This window comes from Pseudomonas sp. I8001, from assembly GCF_013385345.1.
Lineage (GTDB): Bacteria > Pseudomonadota > Gammaproteobacteria > Pseudomonadales > Pseudomonadaceae > Aquipseudomonas.
The window spans coordinates 74,739-91,548 of sequence record NZ_JACAQC010000007.1; the positions used below are offsets into that span (position 1 = coordinate 74,739).

Below are 16,810 nucleotides of genomic sequence, written 5' to 3' on the forward strand. Positions count from 1 at the left end.
GGGATCTGGCACTCAGCCATCGTCCAATTCGCGGACAAAAAAACGCCCCCAGCCAAAAGAATCAGGCTGGAGGCGCCGCGTATACCGCGAGACGGTTCAGGAAATATGGGGGTTAAACGGCAATGCCCTTGCGGCATTGCAGCTGTGCAGTGCGCACCCGGGAGAAGGCACGGGCCAGACGCAGGAGCATTTCGTCGACGTTGCTTTTGCTCAATGTGAGCGCCGGGGTGAAGCGCAGGCAATCGGGTTGCGGCGCGCTCAGGATCAGGCCTTCACTGAGCGCGGCGTTTACCACCGCATCTGCCGAATCCTCCGACAGAGTCAGTCCCCACATCAGGCCCTGGCCGCGCAGTTCACCCTGGTCATAGCGATGCGCCAGGCGGGCAAGCCCTTCACCCAGGTAAGTGCCGACCTCGCAGACGTGTTCAAGAAATCCGTGGTTCAGCACCGTATCAAGCACCGCCACACCGGCGGAAGCCATCAGCGCGTTGCCGTGGTGGGTGCCTTCCAGCTCACCCAGCTCAAAACAACACGCTTTGCCCCGTGCCAGCAACGCCGCCAGCGGCACACCGCCCCCCAAGCCCTTGCCCAGGGTGATGATGTCGGCGCGAACGCCATAGTGCTGTTCGGCGAGCAACGTGCCACAACGGCCGGTGCCGGTTTGCACTTCATCAAGGATCAACAGAATTCCCAGCTCACGGCACAGGCGTTCGACACCCTTGAGGTAATGCTCGGTCGCGGGAATGACGCCGGCATCGTTCTGGATCGGTTCCAGCATGATTGCCACGGTTTGCGCATCCACCGCCGCGTGCAGCGCCGGCAGGTCGTTGAACGGCACGTGGCTGAAACCTGGCAACTGGGGCTCAAAACGGTTTTCACTGGCGGCTGCCGAGGCCGACATCGCGGCAAAGCTACGGCCATGGCAACCGTTGCTCGCGGTGATGATGCGATAGGCGCCGCCACGGTGCAGTTGGCCCCATTTGCGCGCCAGCTTGATAGCCGCTTCGCAGGCTTCGGCGCCGCTGTTGAGCAGGTAGGCCTGGTCGCTGCCGGTGCGATGGCACAGGCGGTCGGCGAGGTTCAGTTGAACGCGGTTGTGCAGGCTATTACCGGGATTGATCAGCGATTGGGCCTGATCGGCCAACGCCTGGGTCAGTACCTGCGGGCTATGGCCCAGGCTGTTGGCGCCGCCACCCTGGCTGAAGTCGAGATAGGCGCGGTCTTCGCTGTCCCACAGCCAGGAGCCCTGGCCGCGTACAAACACCTGGGGCGGGCGGGCCACGCTGGGCATCAGGCAATCGCTGGAAAGATCGTCTCGCAGAGCCGGGGTCTTCGCCTCGAGGATCAGATCATCCAGGCTGGGGGCGGGGCGACGCAGGTTGAACAGGTTCATGGATGAACCTCTTTGGCAATCGCACCTTGGTCGGTATTACCGATAAACCCATGGCGGAGGTTTTTTGCCTTGCCTATGCAAACACCGTCAACATAAACACTACTCATCTTGCTTTCCGGCCCTGTAAGCCCTGTGAATAGGCGCTAGACTAGGCGCCTTGGGGGCACTCGGCCATTTCGATTTTCCAGCATTTTCGATAAGCATTACTTATGGATTTCAAGCAACTGCGTTATTTCGTCGCGGTGTACGAAGAAGGCCATGTGGGGCGGGCAGCGGAGCGCCTGTCGATCTCCCAGCCAGCTTTGTCGCAGCAGATTCGCCAGCTCGAGCAAAACCTTGATGTGAGCCTGTTCGAACGCAGCAGCAAGCGCCTGCTGCCGACCCTCGCCGCCCACACTTTGTATAACCACGCCCTGCCCTTGCTCGACGGTATGCAGCACGCGGTGGAAGCACTGCGCAACTTCAAGGGCCAGGCACTGCGCACCTTGGCGATCGGCGTGCTGCAAACCGTGCACACCAGCCTGGTGCCGCAGATGCTCGAACGGGTGCGCAAGGCCCAGCCGCACCTGGTCGTACAGATCTACGAGCTGACCGGGATGGAAATCGAACGCCGGCTGCTCAACGGCTCGCTGGATATCGGCATCAGCTACCTGCCGCCACGCCAGCCGGGGCTGCACGGCGTGCTGCTGTATGAAGATGAACTGAAGGTGGTCATCCCGGCTGATCACCCGCTGCGGGAATTCAAGAAAGTCTCCCTGAAGCAAGCCGCCGAGTTACCCATGTTGCTGCTGGGGGAAGAGTTTCAGGTGCGCCAGATATGGCAAGGTCAATTGGCCAACCTGGGCCGACGCCCGCAAGTGCAGGCCGAGTTGAATACGATGGCGGGGATTCTCGACAGCCTGCCCCATACCAAGCTGGCGACGGTGCTTCCCGGACGCTCCCAGGATGAACACAACAGCAAGGCGTTGCTGTGGAAACCCTTGAGCGAACCACGGGTGCCGTTGAAAGTGGGGTTGGTGTGCCGGGATGTGCAGCGCCAGCAGGCGACGCTGGAATTGTTGCGCACGCTGCTGGAAGACGTGATGAACGCGCCCGCCTGACTTTTTCGCAGGCAAAAGAAAACCCCGCCGAAGCGGGGCTTTGCAGACTGTTTCCCTGACATCCATTTCACTCCGCCTTCCTGGCAGAATCCTACGTGTCCGTGTTGTTGCTTTGCGCTTCCTGCGCGACGTCCATGTGAAGTAGATTATCCGTGGATCCAATTTGGCGATAGAGGACGAATAGCAGCACGTCATGTAAGAGAATGCTTACACGCCCTCCAAGTCCTTAGAACAGTGCTTCATCCAGCAAGAACAGCGATTCGCTACCGGCTTTTACCGAGGCGCTGAGGGACGCGATCCGCGGCAGCAAGCGCGCAAAGTAGAAACGCGCGGTGCCCAGCTTGCTCGCGTAGAAGTCTTCCTGAGCCTCTTTACCCAGAGCCGCCTTGGCCATCAGGGCCCACATGTAGGCATAAGCCATGTAGCCGAACGCGTGCAGGTATTCCACGGATGCCGCGCCGATTTCATTCGGGTTGGATTTGGCGCGGTCCAGCAGCCAGGCGGTCAGTTCGTCCAGGTCATCCACGGCCGCGTTCAGCGGTTTGGTGAATTCGGCCAGTTCGGCGCCGGCAGTGGCGGTGAAATGGCGGATCTCATCAGCGAACAGCTTGTAGAACGCCCCACCGCTGCCGACGATCTTGCGCCCCACCAGGTCCAGGGCCTGAATGCCGTTGGTGCCTTCGTAGATCTGGGTGATGCGCACATCACGCACCAGTTGCTCCTGGCCCCATTCGCGAATGTAGCCGTGGCCGCCGAAAATCTGCTGGCCGTGCACGGTGGTTTCCAGGCCCAGGTCGGTCAGGAACGCCTTGGCAACCGGGGTCAGCAGAGCAACCAGATCGTCCGCGCGTTTGCGGGCGGTGGCGTCTTCGCTGAACTTGGCGGTGTCGAGCTGCATCGCCACATAGGTGGAGAACGCACGGCCACCTTCATTCGAGGCTTTCATGGTCAGCAGCATGCGCCGCACGTCCGGGTGGACGATGATTGGGTCAGCGACTTTGTCCTTGGCTTTCGGACCGGTTGGCGAACGGCTTTGCAGGCGGTCGCGCGCATATTCGATAGCGTTCTGATAAGAGCGCTCACCGGAGGCCAGGCCCTGGATGCCCACACCCAGGCGCTCGTAGTTCATCATGGTGAACATCGCGGCCAGGCCACGGTTCGGCTCGCCCACCAGGTAGCCCACGGCTTCGTCGAAGTTCATCACGCAGGTCGCAGACGCCTGGATGCCCATCTTGTGTTCAATGGAGCCGCAGGTCACCGGATTACGCGCCCCCAGGCTGCCGTCGGCATTGACCATGAACTTGGGTACCAGGAACAGCGAAATACCCTTGGGACCCGCCGGTGCGTCCGGCAGCTTGGCCAGCACCAGGTGGATGATGTTCTCGGTGAGGTCGTGCTCGCCACCGGTGATGAAGATCTTGGTGCCGCTGACCTTGTAGGAACCGTCTGCCTGAGGCTCGGCCTTGGTCCGAATTATCCCCAGGTCAGTGCCGGCATGAGGTTCGGTCAGGCACATGGAACCGGCCCACACGCCGGAGTACATATTCGGCAGGTAAGTGGCCTTGAGCTCTTCACTGGCGTGGGTGTTGATCGACACGCAGGCGCCGGAGGTCAGCATCGGGTACAGGCCGAAGGCCAGGCCCGAGGAGTTGATCATCTCTTCTACCTGGGCCGACACTGCCTTGGGCATGCCCATGCCGCCGTACGCCGGGTCGCCGCCAACACCTACCCAACCGCCTTCAGCGTAGGTTTTGTAGGCGTCCTTGAAGCCAGCCGGGGTGAAGACCGCGCCATTCTCCCAGCGGCAGCCTTCTTCGTCGCCGCCGCGGCTGAGCGGGGCGACGGTCCTGGAGGTGACTTTGCCGGCTTCTTCGAGGATTGCCTCAACGGTCTCGGCGTCGACGGTTTCCGCCAGCGCGGGCAGTTGGGCCCAGAGTTTGGCGACCTCGAAAACTTCGTTGAGGACGAAGCGCATATCGCGCAGCGGCGCTTTGTAGTCAGCCATGGCAAACCTCGTGAGAACTTTAACGTTATTCGGGTGGGGTCGGTTTTACAGACCCCGAGTGTAACCGAACAACTTTTGTGACACATAGGGTCTGCTTGTGACCAACAAGTATTTTACGGTCACTAAAGCGCAAACAGCTCCGCCGGCAGACTCATCAGGCACTCACTGCCCGCCTCCACCGCCGCCCGGTGCGCGGCCGTGCGCGGTAGCAGGCGCTTGAAGTAGAACTCGCAGGTCGCCAGCTTGCCTTGGGCGTAATCGGCATCACCGCTACCGCTGTCCAACTGCTCCTGTGCCACCAGCGCCATGCGCAGCCACAAGTAGGCAAGGATGATGTAGCCGCTGTACATCAGGTAATCCAGGGCTGCAGCGCCGACTTCATCCGGGTTTTTCATGGCTGCCATGCCTACCTTGACCGTCAGCTCACCCCACTGCTGATTCAACTGGTTGAGCTGAGCCACATGGGCCTTGAGTTGCGGATGTTCGGCGTTGGCCGCGCAAAACTTGTGGACGATTTTGGTAAAGCCGCGCAGCAGCTTGCCCTGGCTGCCGAGTACCTTGCGCCCGAGCAAATCCAGGGCCTGGATGCCGTTGGTCCCTTCATAGATCGGCGCAATCCGGCAATCGCGAACCAGTTGCTCCATGCCCCATTCACGAATGAAGCCATGGCCACCGAACACCTGCATGCCGTGGTTGGTCACCTCCAGCCCGGTTTCGGTCATGAACGCCTTGCAGATCGGCGTAAGGAAGGCCAACAGGTCTTCGGCTTCCTGGCGTTGCCCCTCGTCGCCACTCAGGTGTGCGGTATCGAGCAACTGTGCCGAGAAGTAGGTCAATGCGCGGTTGCCTTCATTGAAGGCTTTCATGGTCAGCAACATGCGCCGCACATCCGGGTGGACGATGATCGGATCAGCGGCTTTTTCGGGTGCCTTGGCGCCGGTCAGCGAGCGCATCTGCAAGCGGTCGTTGGCGTACTTGATCGCACCCTGGAAGCTCGCTTCCCCCAGGCAAAGGCCCTGCATGCCGGTGCCCAGGCGCGCATGGTTCATCATGGTGAACATGCAGTTGAGGCCCTTGTTCGCCTCACCGATCAGGAAACCCCGGGCGCCATCGAAGTTCAGCACACAGGTGGCCGACGCCTTGATGCCCATCTTGTGCTCGATGGAGCCGCAACTCATCGTGTTGCGCTCGCCCGAGTCGGCATGGAACTTGGGCACGATAAACAGCGAGATTCCCTTGGTGCCGGCCGGCGCATCCGGCAGCTTGGCCAGCACCAGGTGGATGATGTTGTCACTCATGTCATGCTCGCCGGCCGAGATGAAAATCTTGCTGCCGGTGACTGCATAACTGCCGTCGGCCTGCGGTACGGCGCGGGTCTTGATCAGGCCAAGGTCGGTGCCGCAATGGGCTTCAGTCAGGCACATGGTGCCGGTCCACTGGCCCGCGGTGAGTTTGCTCAGGTAGGTGTTTTTCTGCTCTTCAGTGCCGTGGGCACGGATCGCCGACATCGCACCGTGGGTCAGGCCAGGGTACATGCCCCAGGACGTATTGCTGGAGGAGATCATCTCCGCGAGCACCAGGCCCAGGGACATTGGCAAGCCCTGCCCGCCGTAGGCCGGGTCAGCCGCCAAACCGTGCCAGCCGCCTTCCACGTACTGCGCGAAGGCTTCCTTGAAGCCCTTGGGCGTGGTCACCACACCGTTGTCGAAATGGCAGCCTTCTTCATCGCCGGAGCGGTTCAACGGCGCCAGGACGTTTTCGCAGAACTTCGCACCTTCCTCGAGGATCGCGCCGACCATGTCCGGGCTGGCATCGCTTGCACCCAGCGCGGCGTAGTGGCCGTGGAAGTCAAAGACGTGATCGATCAGAAAGCGCATGTCGCGCAGGGGAGCTTTATAGTCAGGCATGGCAATGTCTCCGGCAGCAGATGCCTTCAACCTACTGCCCCACGGCCCACCGGACAATCACTGTAGGGCCGCTGAATACACCACCATCACTCAACCGGCAGCGCTGTCCATGCGGACCGCGCCGCGGCGGGTCTGCCCCGCAGCGACCACGCAGTTACGCCCCGCGCCCTTGGCGTTGTACAGCGCCTGGTCGGCGGATTTGAGCACTTCTTCAGGGCTGCGCTGCTCGGCCTGGCGTTCGGCCACACCGATGCTGACGGTCACCGACACGCTGGAAGCGCCATTGCCCACACGACGCTGGCGCCCCTGCTGGTCGTCGTGGGGACGGTCCGGGTTACGCAGCTTGATGTCGTAGTTGGCGATGATTTCGCGGATCTCTTCCAGGTGCGGCAGGCATTCATCCAGGGTCTTGCCGGCGAATACCACGGCAAATTCCTCACCGCCATAGCGGTAGGCCCGGCCGCCGCCGTTGACCTTGGACAACTTGCTGGCCACCAGGCGCAGTACCTGGTCGCCCACGTCGTGGCCATGGGTATCGTTGAAACGCTTGAAGTGATCGACGTCGCCCATGGCCAGCACATAATTGCGCCCCAGGCGTTGCATGCGCTCATTGAGCGCGCGGCGGCCCGGCAACCCGGTCAGCTCGTCACGGAAGGCCATTTGATAAGCCTCGTGGGCCACCCCGGCAGCAATCATCAGCATCACCTGGCTGCACATGATGTTCAGGGTGAACGGCAGGATGAACGTCTGCGGCAACATCCAGAACAAGCCCAGCAACCCTACCAGCTGCGCGGCGTGCAGCGGTCTTGGTTGATACCAGTACTGCGCGGCCAGGGTCACAAAACCAATCAGGAACATCGGATAGGACAGCTGGATCAGGCTCATCCAGCGTCCATGCAAGGCGGGCCAGCGAATTTCAGCCAACCAGCTCAACAAGGCATGGGGAAAACTTTGTTCAAGGGCAAGCGCCACGCTGCCTACCGCAAACAGCACCGCGCAGCGTGCGACGAAGTCGCGAAACAGGTGGGTTTTTTCTTGCCAGACCGCGTAGATGCCGAACAGCAACGGTAACAACAGGCAACACAGATGGAAGACCACGGCCGCGTCGTCCCGCACGCGACCGTTATCGCGGTAGTAATCGGTCTGGGTATCCAGCAGGAAATAGACCACGTACACCGTGATCATCAGGAACAGCTCTCGTTGGCGCCGGTAGACCGCGCAGTACGAACCGCCCAGCAGCAGCACGAGGGTCGGCAGCACATTGAACAGTGAAGTGAAGAACACATTGAGATCCTTCACATACGCAGCCGAGAGCCCCGCCAGCAGTAAAAGCAGTGAAGGTAAAAAATGACTGAAACGTACAGCAGACGCGCGCGACAAGGGTAAAGCTCCGACCCACAAAAAAGATGGCACATTGCCTTCACTGATCACAGTTAAGCACATTCAATGTGATGCGTATCACATTGCCATCACTGTAACGGCCGCTCGGAGCAATCCCTGAGTGCGGTACTGTGGTTTTTTATCGCGCAAAAAAAACCGCCGCTCCCGAAGGAGCGGCGGCTTTTGAAGCGAACTGGCCGAGGCTTAGTAGCCCAGGTCGAAGTTCTCTTCTTTCATGTCCATCAGGTTGTTGGCGCCCGACAGCATGGTTGCAACGTGGGTGCGGGTACGCGGCAGGATGCGCTGGAAGTAGAAGCGCGCAGTCTGCAGCTTGGCGGTGTAGAAGCCTTCTTCGCTGGTGCCGGCAGCCAGTTTCTCGGCGGCCAGGCGGGCCATGTCGGCCCAGAAGTAGGCCAGGCAGGCGTAGCCGGAGTACATCAGGTAATCCACCGAAGCGGCGCCGACTTCTTCACGGTCCTTCATGGCTGCCATGCCGACCTTCATGGTCAACTCGCCCCACTCTTTGTTCAGTGCCGCCAGCGGTGCAACGAATTCTTGTACCGCTTCGTTGCCTTCGTTGGCCTGGCAGAACTTGTGGACGATCTTGGTGAAGCCCTTCAGCGCTTCGCCTTGGGTCATCAGCACTTTACGGCCCAGCAGGTCGAGGGCCTGGATGCCGGTGGTGCCTTCGTACAGCATCGAAATGCGGCTGTCGCGAACGTTCTGCTCCATGCCCCACTCGGCGATGAAGCCGTGGCCGCCGTAGATTTGCACGCCGTGGTTGGCGGCTTCAAAACCGACTTCGGTCATGAACGCCTTGGCAATCGGGGTCATGAACGCCAGCAGTGCGTCAGCCTGTTTCTTGGCTTCGTCGTCAGTGCCGTACTTGACCACGTCAACCTGCTTGGCGGTGAAGTACACCATCGCGCGGTTGCCTTCGGCGAAGGCTTTCATGGTCAGCAGCATGCGGCGCACGTCAGGGTGCACGATGATCGGGTCAGCGGCCTTGTCCGGCGCTTTCGGGCCAGTCAGGGAGCGCATTTGCAGGCGGTCACGAGCGTATTTCAGGCCGCCCTGGAAGCCGATTTCAGCGTGGGACAGGCCTTGCAGCGCGGTGCCCAGGCGAGCGGTGTTCATAAAGGTGAACATGCAGTTCAGGCCTTTGTTCGCCGGGCCGATCAGGAAACCGGTGGCCGCGTCGAAGTTCATCACGCAGGTGGCGTTGCCGTGGATACCCATCTTGTGTTCCAGGGAACCACAGGACACCGCGTTGCGTTCGCCAATCGAACCGTCGGCGTTTGGTACGAACTTGGGAACGATGAACAGCGAAATGCCCTTGGTGCCAGCCGGTGCGTCCGGCAGGCGAGCCAGCACGATGTGGACGATGTTGTCGGCCATGTCGTGTTCGCCGGCCGAGATGAAGATCTTGGTACCGGAAACCTTGTAGGAACCATCAGCCTGAGGCTCGGCCTTGGTGCGCAGCATGCCCAGGTCGGTGCCGCAGTGCGGTTCGGTCAGGCACATGGTGCCGGTCCACTCGCCCGACACCAGTTTGGTCAGGTAAGCCTCTTGCTGCTCGGGGGTGCCGTGCTCGGAAATGGTGTTCATCGCGCCATGGGACAGGCCCGGGTACATGCCCCACGACCAGTTGGCCTCGCCGACCATTTCGCTGACCGCCAGGCCCAGGGATTCCGGCAGGCCCTGGCCACCGTGCGCCACGTCGTGGGCCAGGCTTGGCCAGCCGCCTTCAACGAACTGTTTGTAGGCTTCTTTGAAACCGGTAGGGGTCTTAACGCCTGACTCGCTCCAGGTGCAACCTTCGATATCACCCACGCGGTTCAGCGGTGCCAGTACCTGCTCACAGAACTTGGCGCCTTCTTCGAGAATGGCGTCAACCATGTCCGGGGTAGCGTCCTGGCAAGCCGGCAGGCTCTGATAGTGCGCTTCATAGCCAAGCAGTTCGTCACGAACGAAGCGAATATCACGCAAGGGGGCCTTGTAGTCAGGCATAGCGATAAACCTCTGCTGATGTATCTGGGATGAACAACCGCATGGATGTGTTGTGGCGGTCAAACAGTTGTTTGAAACATACGTTTACGACCAATCCTTGTCAAGCGTCGCGCAAACGCCGTTTGTCATGACGCAGGTCAACGTCAGGCACGGCAAGGCCTGCAGCGAAATGCCGCATGACGATTCAGGGGGAAAAAGATTATTGAGCGGTGAAGATCAGTGTGGGAGCTGGCTTGCCTGCGATGCGGGCGCCGCGGTGTATCAGGAGGATCGAGGTGACGCTATCGCAGGCAAGCCAGCTCCCACAGAGATGCCAGCTCGCACGATAAGAGGGGGGGGTTATGCGTAAGTATCGATCAAGGTGCCGAGCATTTCGTCGGAAGCCTTGGCGACTTTGGCGCCCAGTTCAACCTGGAACTTGCCTTGGGCCATCTCGACCATGTTGCTCGCCGAGTTGCTCGCCTGATTGGCGTCTACCGAACGCAAACGATCACTTTGCGCGTCCGAAGGCTGGGAAGTGGCGGCGCTGGCAATCTTGCCGGCGGCCTGGTCGACACGGTTCTGCCCGGTCTGAATCGCGCTCAGTCCCGAGTAAAACGCACTGCTACCAGAGATTTCCATGGCGTGAACCTGCCTATAAGAGAATCGTGAACTGTTATTGAAGCAGACCTACCGGCAAAACGCCCGTCAAAAACACTAATGGCATAATGCCTTCGCGATAGGCAAAACTAGTCAAGCAGGTCCAGTTGCAAGTACGCGGCGACCGCTTCGGCGCTGGGATGCTTGAGCTTGGGCACCCTTCCCAGGCATGGCGCGGGGAGTCGTTCAGCCAGGGTCGCGAGGTTTTCTTCCAGACGAGAGGTCTTGGGGTCGATGATATTGGCCACCCAGCCCGCCAGCGGCAACCCGTCCCGGGCGATGGCTTCTGCGGTCAACAACGCGTGACTGATACACCCCAGCCGCACACCCACCACCAGGATCACCGGCAGCTTCAGCGCCTGGGCCAGGTCCGACAAATTGTCCTGGTCCGCCAATGGCACACGCCAGCCGCCCGCACCTTCGATCAAGGTGAAGTCCGCCTGTTTGGCGAGAACGTGCTGCATGGGCTTCAACAACGACTGCACCGTCAGCGCCACGCCGGCTTCACGGGCCGCCAGATGCGGCGCGATGGCCGGCTCGAAGGCCACCGGGTTGACCTCGGCATAACTCAACGGCAACGAACACTCGGCCAGCAACGCCAGGGCGTCCGAATTGCGCAGGCCCTTGGGCGTCAGCTGGCACCCAGAGGCTACCGGCTTGCCCGCCGCCGTACTTTTGCCGGCTTGCCGCGCGGCATGCAGTAGACCGGCAGCGACGGTGGTCTTGCCGACGTCGGTGTCGGTCCCCGTGATGAAGTAAGCGGCATTCATAGAGGTTTCTCCAGGACGGCGTACACCACTTGATAAGTTGCCGGCAGGCCCTGGGCCTGGCGGAACTGCTCGTAGGCTTGCACCAGTGCAACAATCCGCGCCCGGCCCGTCAACCCTCCTGGGCGCCCCGGGTTCAGATTGTGCGCACCCAACGCTTTCAGTTCGTGGGTCAGGCTGCGCACGTCGGGGTAATGCAACACGTGGGGACACTGCTCCAGAATGCGCACCCGCAAACCACTGGCTGCGCACAGTTGCTCATAAGCACTGAACGGCCGGAAGCGGTTCACATGAACCATGCCATCCGCTGCGCGCCAGCTTTCGCGCAACTCATCCAGCGTACCCACGCAGAGGCTGGCAAATGCCAGCACGCCACCGGGCTGCAATACCCGCCGCGCTTCGCTGAGCACTGCGGCAAAATCCGAGCACCACTGCACCGCCAAACTGGAGTAGATCAGCCCGCAACTGGCGTCCTGCAACGGCAAGCGCTCGGCATCGCCAGCGATGAAATGTTGTGCACCGCCCAGCGGCCGGGCGTGCTTGAGCATGCCCTCGGCGATATCCAGGGCGAAACCCTGGCTACCCGCAAATGACTGGCCCAGCACACGACTGAAATAGCCGGTGCCACTGCCCAGGTCCAGCCAGCGTTGTGGAGAAAGACCTTCGGGCAAACGCCGCAGCAGCTCGCTGCCCACCGCACGCTGCAACTCGGCAACGCTGTCGTAACTGGCGGCTGCGCGGGAAAAGGAGGCCGCTACCTGGCGCTTGTCTGGCAAGCCGCCGGGCAGCACATGGGACAAATCAGTCATCACCGCACTCATGCAAAAAAGCCTGGATGGCCCCCGCCACACCGTGGGGGTCCTCCAGTAGAAAAGCGTGACCGGCCTGTTCAATCAGGCCGATTTCAACGTCAGGCAACAAGGCGAACAACTCACTGGCCACTTCAGCCGGAACCAGCCCGTCCAGCCCGGCAAACAGATGCAACTGCGGCCCTTGAAAGTCGACCAACGCCTGACGGGTGTCCAATCGGCCCAACAGCTCCAGACCACTGAGCAAGGTCTGCGCGGAGGTTTTAGGGGCACCCGCCAGCAATAGCCGAGCAAGTGATCGGGGATCGCTGGAACCCCGGGCGCAAAGCAGACTGAAGCGTTTTAACGTCGCAACCGGATCAAGGCGGCAACCGTCAAGAAACGCAATAAAATCCTCTTCGTGCATGCCATGGTCCCAGCGGGACCAGGCCACGAAGCTTGCGTTGCTGGCAAAGGTGAGCAAACCGCAACAATGATCACCGCGCCGGGCGGCCAACTCGGCAGCAAGCATGCCGCCGAGGGACCAACCACCCAGCCAGACGTCTTGGGGCAAGGTCGAATCCAGCTCATCGAGCCACTCTTGAAGGTCGTCCGACTCCACGTCCGGCAACGGTTCGATCTGCACCTGCAAGTGTTCATCCAGCCCCTGCAACGCCGCCGCCAGCGGTTCCAGCGGCGAAACGCCGAGGCCCCAGCCAGGCAGCAATATCAGTCGATCACGCATGGTCGGGCTCCTGGCCTAACAAGCGGAAACACTCTTCCAATGCGCTTAACAATAGCTGCACCTGGGCGTTGCTGTGGGCCGCCGTCAGGGTCACCCGCAGGCGAGCGCTACCGGCAGGCACGGTCGGTGGCCGAATCGCGGTGACCATCAGCCCGCGCTCGCGCAGCATCTGCGACAAACGCACGGCGCGGGCACTGTCGCCAATCATGATCGGCTGGATCGGCGTGAAACTGTCCATCAGTTCCAGGCCAATCTGCTCGGCGCCCTGGCGGAACTGGCGGATCAGCCCATTGAGATGCTCACGGCGCCAATGCTCGGTGCGCAGCAATTCCAGGCTTTTCAGCGTGGCGCAGGCCAATGCCGGCGGTTGGCTGGTGGTGTAGATATACGGGCGGGCGAACTGGATCAGGCTTTCGATCAGCTCTTCGCTGCCCGCCACAAAGGCGCCAGCGGTACCGAAGGCCTTGCCGAGCGTGCCGACCAGCACCGGCACATCTTCCTGGCTCAAGCCAAAATGCTCGACGATCCCGCCACCGTTGGCGCCCAAAGGCCCGAAGCCATGGGCGTCATCCACCATCAACCATGCGCCCTTGGCCCGGGTTTCACGGGCCAGTGAGGGCAGATCCGCCAGGTCGCCGTCCATGCTGAACACGCCGTCGGTCACCACCAGCGTATTGCCGGTGGCTTTCTCCAGGCGCTTGGCCAGGCTTTCAGCATCGTTGTGCAAGTAGCGATTGAAGCGCGCACCCGAGAGCAAACCGGCATCCAGCAACGAGGCGTGGTTAAGGCGGTCTTCCAGCACCGTATCGCCCTGCCCCACCAGCGCGGTGACGGCGCCAAGGTTGGCCATGTAACCGGTGGTGAACAGCAGCGCCCGCGGGCGACCGGTGAGGTCGGCCAGGGCCTCTTCCAGTTCATGGTGCGGCGTGCTGTGGCCGATCACCAGATGCGAAGCGCCGCCACCCACGCCCCAGCGAGCCGCGCCCGCGCGCCAGGCTTCAATCACTTGCGGGTGATTGGCCAGGCCCAGGTAATCGTTGTTGCAGAACGCCAGCAACGGCTGGCCGTCGACCACCACGTCAGGGCCTTGCGGGCTCTGCAGCAGTGGACGTTGGCGATACAGGTGTTCGGCACGACGAGCCGCAAGACGCGCGGCGAGATCGAAAGACATGAGACCTCGGTAGATCAGGTTGAACGCAGTCAAAAATGTGGGAGCGGGCTTGCTCGCGAAAGCAGTGGATCAGTCAGCTTATGTATTGGCTGACACACCGCCTTCGCGAACAAGCCCGCTCCCACATTTGGATGGCATTCCAAAGTGGACTTATCAAACAGCCGCGTTGTAAAACTGCTCGCTGCTCTTCTGCTCCACTAGCGCCTGCTCGATCGCCGCCTGGTGCACTTCATCGGCGTGCTCTTCACGAGCTTCCGGCAAGATGCCCAGGCGCGAGAACAGTTGCATGTCCTTGTCCGCCTGCGGGTTGGCGGTGGTCAGCAGTTTGTCGCCGTAGAAAATCGAGTTGGCGCCGGCAAAAAACGCCAGGGCCTGCATCTGCTCGTTCATTGCCTCACGCCCGGCCGACAGCCGGACATGGGACTGCGGCATCAGGATGCGCGCCACCGCCAGCATGCGGATGAAGTCGAACGGGTCGATGTCGTCGGCGTTTTCCAGCGGCGTACCGGCGACTTTCACCAGCATGTTGATCGGCACCGATTCCGGATGCTCCGGCAGGTTGGCCAGCTGGATCAGCAGGTTGGCGCGATCGTCCAGGGACTCGCCCATGCCGAGGATGCCGCCGGAGCAGATCTTCATCCCCGAATCACGCACGTACGCCAGGGTTTGCAGGCGCTCACCGTAGGTGCGGGTGGTGATGATCGAACCGTAGAACTCCGGCGACGTGTCGAGGTTGTGGTTGTAGTAATCGAGGCCGGCCTGGGCCAGGGCTTCGGTCTGGTCCTGGTCGAGACGGCCGAGGGTCATGCAGGTTTCCAGGCCCATGGCCTTCACGCCTTTGACCATCTCCAGCACGTAGGGCATGTCTTTGGCTGACGGATGCTTCCAGGCGGCGCCCATGCAGAAACGGGTCGAACCGATGGCCTTGGCGCGAGCGGCCTCTTCGAGGACCTTCTGCACTTCCATCAGCTTCTCTTTTTCCAGACCGGTGTTGTAGTGGCCCGACTGCGGACAATATTTGCAATCTTCCGGACAGGCGCCGGTCTTGATCGACAGCAGCGTGGAAACCTGGACGCGGTTGGCGTCGAAATGCGCGCGGTGCACGGTCTGCGCCTGGAACAACAGGTCGTTGAAGGGCTGCACGAACAGCGCTTTGACTTCGGCTAAAGACCAATCGTGACGCAGGTTGGCAGTGATGCTGGCGCTCATGGGCGATTCCTTGATTATGCTTTGGCAAGCCCTGTGGGAGTAATACCCACAGGTACGACACGGATGCTCGGCATATTTAAGGAAGATTCATGCACTGTCAACTTGAGAACAAACACGAGGTTTACATCTGGTTAAAAAGCAACCAAACCTGTTTAATCTGCGATGAAAGCAGCGGAACGGCCGATCCTGTCTGCAGCGCCTGCGAAACCGAGCTGCCCTGGCTGATGGAACATTGCGAGGTGTGCGCACTGCCGTTGCCGGCGACGGGCCTGGTGTGCGGCCAGTGCTTGAAGCAACCTCAGGCGTTCAAGCAGGTCGTCGCGCCGTGGACCTACAGCTTCCCCATCGACAGCCTGATCAGCCGTTTCAAGCATCAGGCCCGCTGGCCGCTGGGGCATCTGCTTGCGCACCTGTTGGGACAATTCCTGCAACACCGCTATGAAGATGCCGCGCTGGCTCGCCCCGACTGCCTGCTGCCCGTGCCCCTGGCCCGCAAACGCCTGCGGGAACGGGGGTTCAACCAGGCGGCAATGCTCGCCCGCTGGCTGAGTGAGGACCTGAACATCCCCTGGGATGAGCACCTGCTGTCACGGCCGCGTGAAACCGTGGCGCAGCAAGACCTGGACGCCAGGACCCGCAAGCGCAACCTGCACCAGGCCTTCGCCCTGGCCGACGGCGCGCAAGTCAAAGGCCGGCACTTGGCGCTGATCGACGACGTACTGACTACCGGCGCCACCGCCAGCAGTCTCGCCCGCCTGTTAATGGATGCCGGCGCCCGACAGGTGGATGTGTATTGCCTGGCCCGTACGCCCAAGCCCGGCACATGACTTGACTCGCGGGCGCCCTGCCCGCAACGTCAGCCCATTCCATCGAAGCGTGTAACCATGTCCCTGCCAACCCTCTTGAGCCAACACATCGTCCGTCGCCCGCAGCGCATTGCACTGCTGCAACATATTGCCGAACAAGGCTCCATCACCCGCGCCGCAAAGAGCGCGGGGCTGAGCTACAAGGCGGCCTGGGACGCCATCGACGAGCTGAACAACCTGGCGCAAAAGCCCCTGGTGGAACGCAGCGTCGGCGGCAAGGGCGGTGGCGGCGCCAGGTTGACGGCCGAGGGTGAGCGGGTATTACGCCTTTACCAACGCCTGCAGGTGCTGCAAGCCCAGGTGCTGGACTCCGCCGAAGACGCCAGCGACTTCAACCTGCTGGGCCGCCTGATGCTGCGCACCAGCGCACGTAACCAGTTGCATGGCCGGGTGATCGCCATCGACAGCCACGGCCGCAATGACCTGATTCGCCTGGAGCTGGCAGCCGGGCTGCGCCTGGATGCGCAGATCACCCACGACAGCACCTTGCGCCTGGAGCTGGAGATCGGCACCGAAGTCGTCGCCCTGATCAAGGCCGGCTGGCTTGAAGTACTGGCCGTCACGCAGGCAGCAACACCTGGACACAATTGCCTGGAAGGAAAAATCGAGGCCATTCTCGATGCCGAAGACGGCCCCAGCGAGGTGCGGATCACCTTGCCCAACGGCCAGGTTCTCTGCGCCCTGGCCCGGCCCGACGCGCTTGCGCAGATCCATGCCGCCGAAGGCCTGCAAGTGAAGGTGCAGTTCTCCCCCAGTAACGTGCTGCTGGGCACTCCGGTGTAGCGCTTCAAACTGCAACAATTTCGTCACGACTGCTCCCTAAGGTGGCT

The 16,810-nt window shown here is 61.5% G+C and carries 14 protein-coding genes; 3 read left to right on the top strand and 11 right to left on the bottom strand.

Annotation, left to right across the window (positions count from 1 at the left end; genetic code table 11):
- Nucleotides 1-112: 112 nt before the first annotated feature.
- Nucleotides 113-1,393, bottom strand: coding sequence for an aspartate aminotransferase family protein (locus HX839_RS04860; protein WP_177066805.1), 1,281 nt, complete (start codon nt 1,391-1,393; stop codon nt 113-115).
- Between the two features lie 209 nt (nt 1,394-1,602).
- On the opposite strand from HX839_RS04860, the gene HX839_RS04865 reads away from it, so the two are divergent.
- Nucleotides 1,603-2,493: a LysR family transcriptional regulator gene (locus HX839_RS04865; protein WP_003211052.1), complete on the top strand. Its 891-nt coding sequence runs from the start codon at nt 1,603-1,605 to the stop codon at nt 2,491-2,493.
- Between the two features lie 226 nt (nt 2,494-2,719).
- Here HX839_RS04865 and HX839_RS04870 read toward each other — a convergent pair whose 3' ends face one another.
- The 10 genes from HX839_RS04870 to bioB all read right to left on the bottom strand — a co-directional run bounded on the left by HX839_RS04870 (nt 2,720) and on the right by bioB (nt 15,114).
- The gene (locus HX839_RS04870) at nt 2,720-4,498 is read right to left on the bottom strand and encodes an acyl-CoA dehydrogenase C-terminal domain-containing protein (protein ID WP_177066806.1); all 1,779 of its coding nucleotides are present in this window, start codon (nt 4,496-4,498) and stop codon (nt 2,720-2,722) included.
- 122 nt (nt 4,499-4,620) lie between these two features.
- Nucleotides 4,621-6,405 (bottom strand): acyl-CoA dehydrogenase C-terminal domain-containing protein, encoded by a 1,785-nt coding sequence (locus HX839_RS04875; RefSeq protein ID WP_177008814.1) that lies wholly within the window; start codon nt 6,403-6,405, stop codon nt 4,621-4,623.
- Nucleotides 6,406-6,495: 90 nt separating this feature from the next.
- Nucleotides 6,496-7,785: a diguanylate cyclase gene (locus HX839_RS04880; RefSeq protein ID WP_023659318.1), complete on the bottom strand. Its 1,290-nt coding sequence runs from the start codon at nt 7,783-7,785 to the stop codon at nt 6,496-6,498.
- A 204-nt stretch (nt 7,786-7,989) separates the two neighbouring features.
- A complete protein-coding gene (locus HX839_RS04885; protein ID WP_087694738.1) occupies nt 7,990-9,795 on the bottom strand; it encodes a phenylacyl-CoA dehydrogenase in 1,806 nt (601 codons plus the stop codon).
- A 339-nt stretch (nt 9,796-10,134) separates the two neighbouring features.
- The gene (locus HX839_RS04890; protein ID WP_003211062.1) at nt 10,135-10,416 is read right to left on the bottom strand and encodes a hypothetical protein; all 282 of its coding nucleotides are present in this window, start codon (nt 10,414-10,416) and stop codon (nt 10,135-10,137) included.
- Nucleotides 10,417-10,523: 107 nt separating this feature from the next.
- Nucleotides 10,524-11,204: a dethiobiotin synthase gene (gene bioD / locus HX839_RS04895; protein ID WP_008434374.1), complete on the bottom strand. Its 681-nt coding sequence runs from the start codon at nt 11,202-11,204 to the stop codon at nt 10,524-10,526.
- Entirely contained in the window at nt 11,201-12,010 is an 810-nt protein-coding gene (bioC, locus tag HX839_RS04900) for a malonyl-ACP O-methyltransferase BioC (RefSeq protein WP_177066807.1), read from the bottom strand. The genes bioD and bioC overlap by 4 nt, the downstream gene beginning before the upstream one ends.
- Nucleotides 12,003-12,734, bottom strand: a complete 732-nt coding sequence (locus HX839_RS04905; protein WP_177066808.1) for an alpha/beta fold hydrolase — start codon at nt 12,732-12,734, stop codon at nt 12,003-12,005. The genes bioC and HX839_RS04905 overlap by 8 nt, the downstream gene beginning before the upstream one ends.
- Nucleotides 12,727-13,905, bottom strand: a complete 1,179-nt coding sequence (gene bioF / locus HX839_RS04910) for an 8-amino-7-oxononanoate synthase (RefSeq protein WP_087694742.1) — start codon at nt 13,903-13,905, stop codon at nt 12,727-12,729. The genes HX839_RS04905 and bioF overlap by 8 nt, the downstream gene beginning before the upstream one ends.
- A 153-nt stretch (nt 13,906-14,058) precedes the next feature.
- Nucleotides 14,059-15,114: a biotin synthase BioB gene (gene bioB / locus HX839_RS04915; protein ID WP_003211072.1), complete on the bottom strand. Its 1,056-nt coding sequence runs from the start codon at nt 15,112-15,114 to the stop codon at nt 14,059-14,061.
- Nucleotides 15,115-15,203: 89 nt separating this feature from the next.
- On the opposite strand from bioB, the gene HX839_RS04920 reads away from it, so the two are divergent.
- Both HX839_RS04920 and HX839_RS04925 read left to right on the top strand, forming a co-directional pair.
- On the top strand, nt 15,204-15,941 hold the full coding sequence (locus tag HX839_RS04920; RefSeq protein WP_008434366.1) for a ComF family protein: 738 nt from the start codon (nt 15,204-15,206) through the stop codon (nt 15,939-15,941).
- Nucleotides 15,942-15,998: 57 nt separating this feature from the next.
- Complete coding sequence (locus HX839_RS04925) at nt 15,999-16,763, top strand: TOBE domain-containing protein (protein WP_003211075.1); 765 nt, start codon at nt 15,999-16,001, stop codon at nt 16,761-16,763.
- The last annotated feature ends 47 nt before the right edge of the window (nt 16,764-16,810 follow it).

Bases quoted from the DNA above. Each gene is read 5' to 3' on its own strand.
- HX839_RS04890 (WP_003211062.1), bottom strand. From the start codon at position 10,416: ATGGAAATCTCTGGTAGCAGTGCGTTTTACTCGGGACTGAGCGCGATT.
- bioF (WP_087694742.1), bottom strand. From the start codon at position 13,905: ATGTCTTTCGATCTCGCCGCGCGTCTTGCGGCTCGTCGTGCCGAACAC.
- HX839_RS04865 (WP_003211052.1), top strand. From the start codon at position 1,603: ATGGATTTCAAGCAACTGCGTTATTTCGTCGCGGTGTACGAAGAAGGC.
- HX839_RS04870 (WP_177066806.1), bottom strand. From the start codon at position 4,498: ATGGCTGACTACAAAGCGCCGCTGCGCGATATGCGCTTCGTCCTCAAC.
- bioD (WP_008434374.1), bottom strand. From the start codon at position 11,204: ATGAATGCCGCTTACTTCATCACGGGGACCGACACCGACGTCGGCAAG.
- HX839_RS04925 (WP_003211075.1), top strand. From the start codon at position 15,999: ATGTCCCTGCCAACCCTCTTGAGCCAACACATCGTCCGTCGCCCGCAG.
- HX839_RS04905 (WP_177066808.1), bottom strand. From the start codon at position 12,734: ATGCGTGATCGACTGATATTGCTGCCTGGCTGGGGCCTCGGCGTTTCG.
- bioC (WP_177066807.1), bottom strand. From the start codon at position 12,010: ATGACTGATTTGTCCCATGTGCTGCCCGGCGGCTTGCCAGACAAGCGC.
- bioB (WP_003211072.1), bottom strand. From the start codon at position 15,114: ATGAGCGCCAGCATCACTGCCAACCTGCGTCACGATTGGTCTTTAGCC.
- HX839_RS04885 (WP_087694738.1), bottom strand. From the start codon at position 9,795: ATGCCTGACTACAAGGCCCCCTTGCGTGATATTCGCTTCGTTCGTGAC.
- HX839_RS04875 (WP_177008814.1), bottom strand. From the start codon at position 6,405: ATGCCTGACTATAAAGCTCCCCTGCGCGACATGCGCTTTCTGATCGAT.
- HX839_RS04920 (WP_008434366.1), top strand. From the start codon at position 15,204: ATGCACTGTCAACTTGAGAACAAACACGAGGTTTACATCTGGTTAAAA.
- HX839_RS04860 (WP_177066805.1), bottom strand. From the start codon at position 1,393: ATGAACCTGTTCAACCTGCGTCGCCCCGCCCCCAGCCTGGATGATCTG.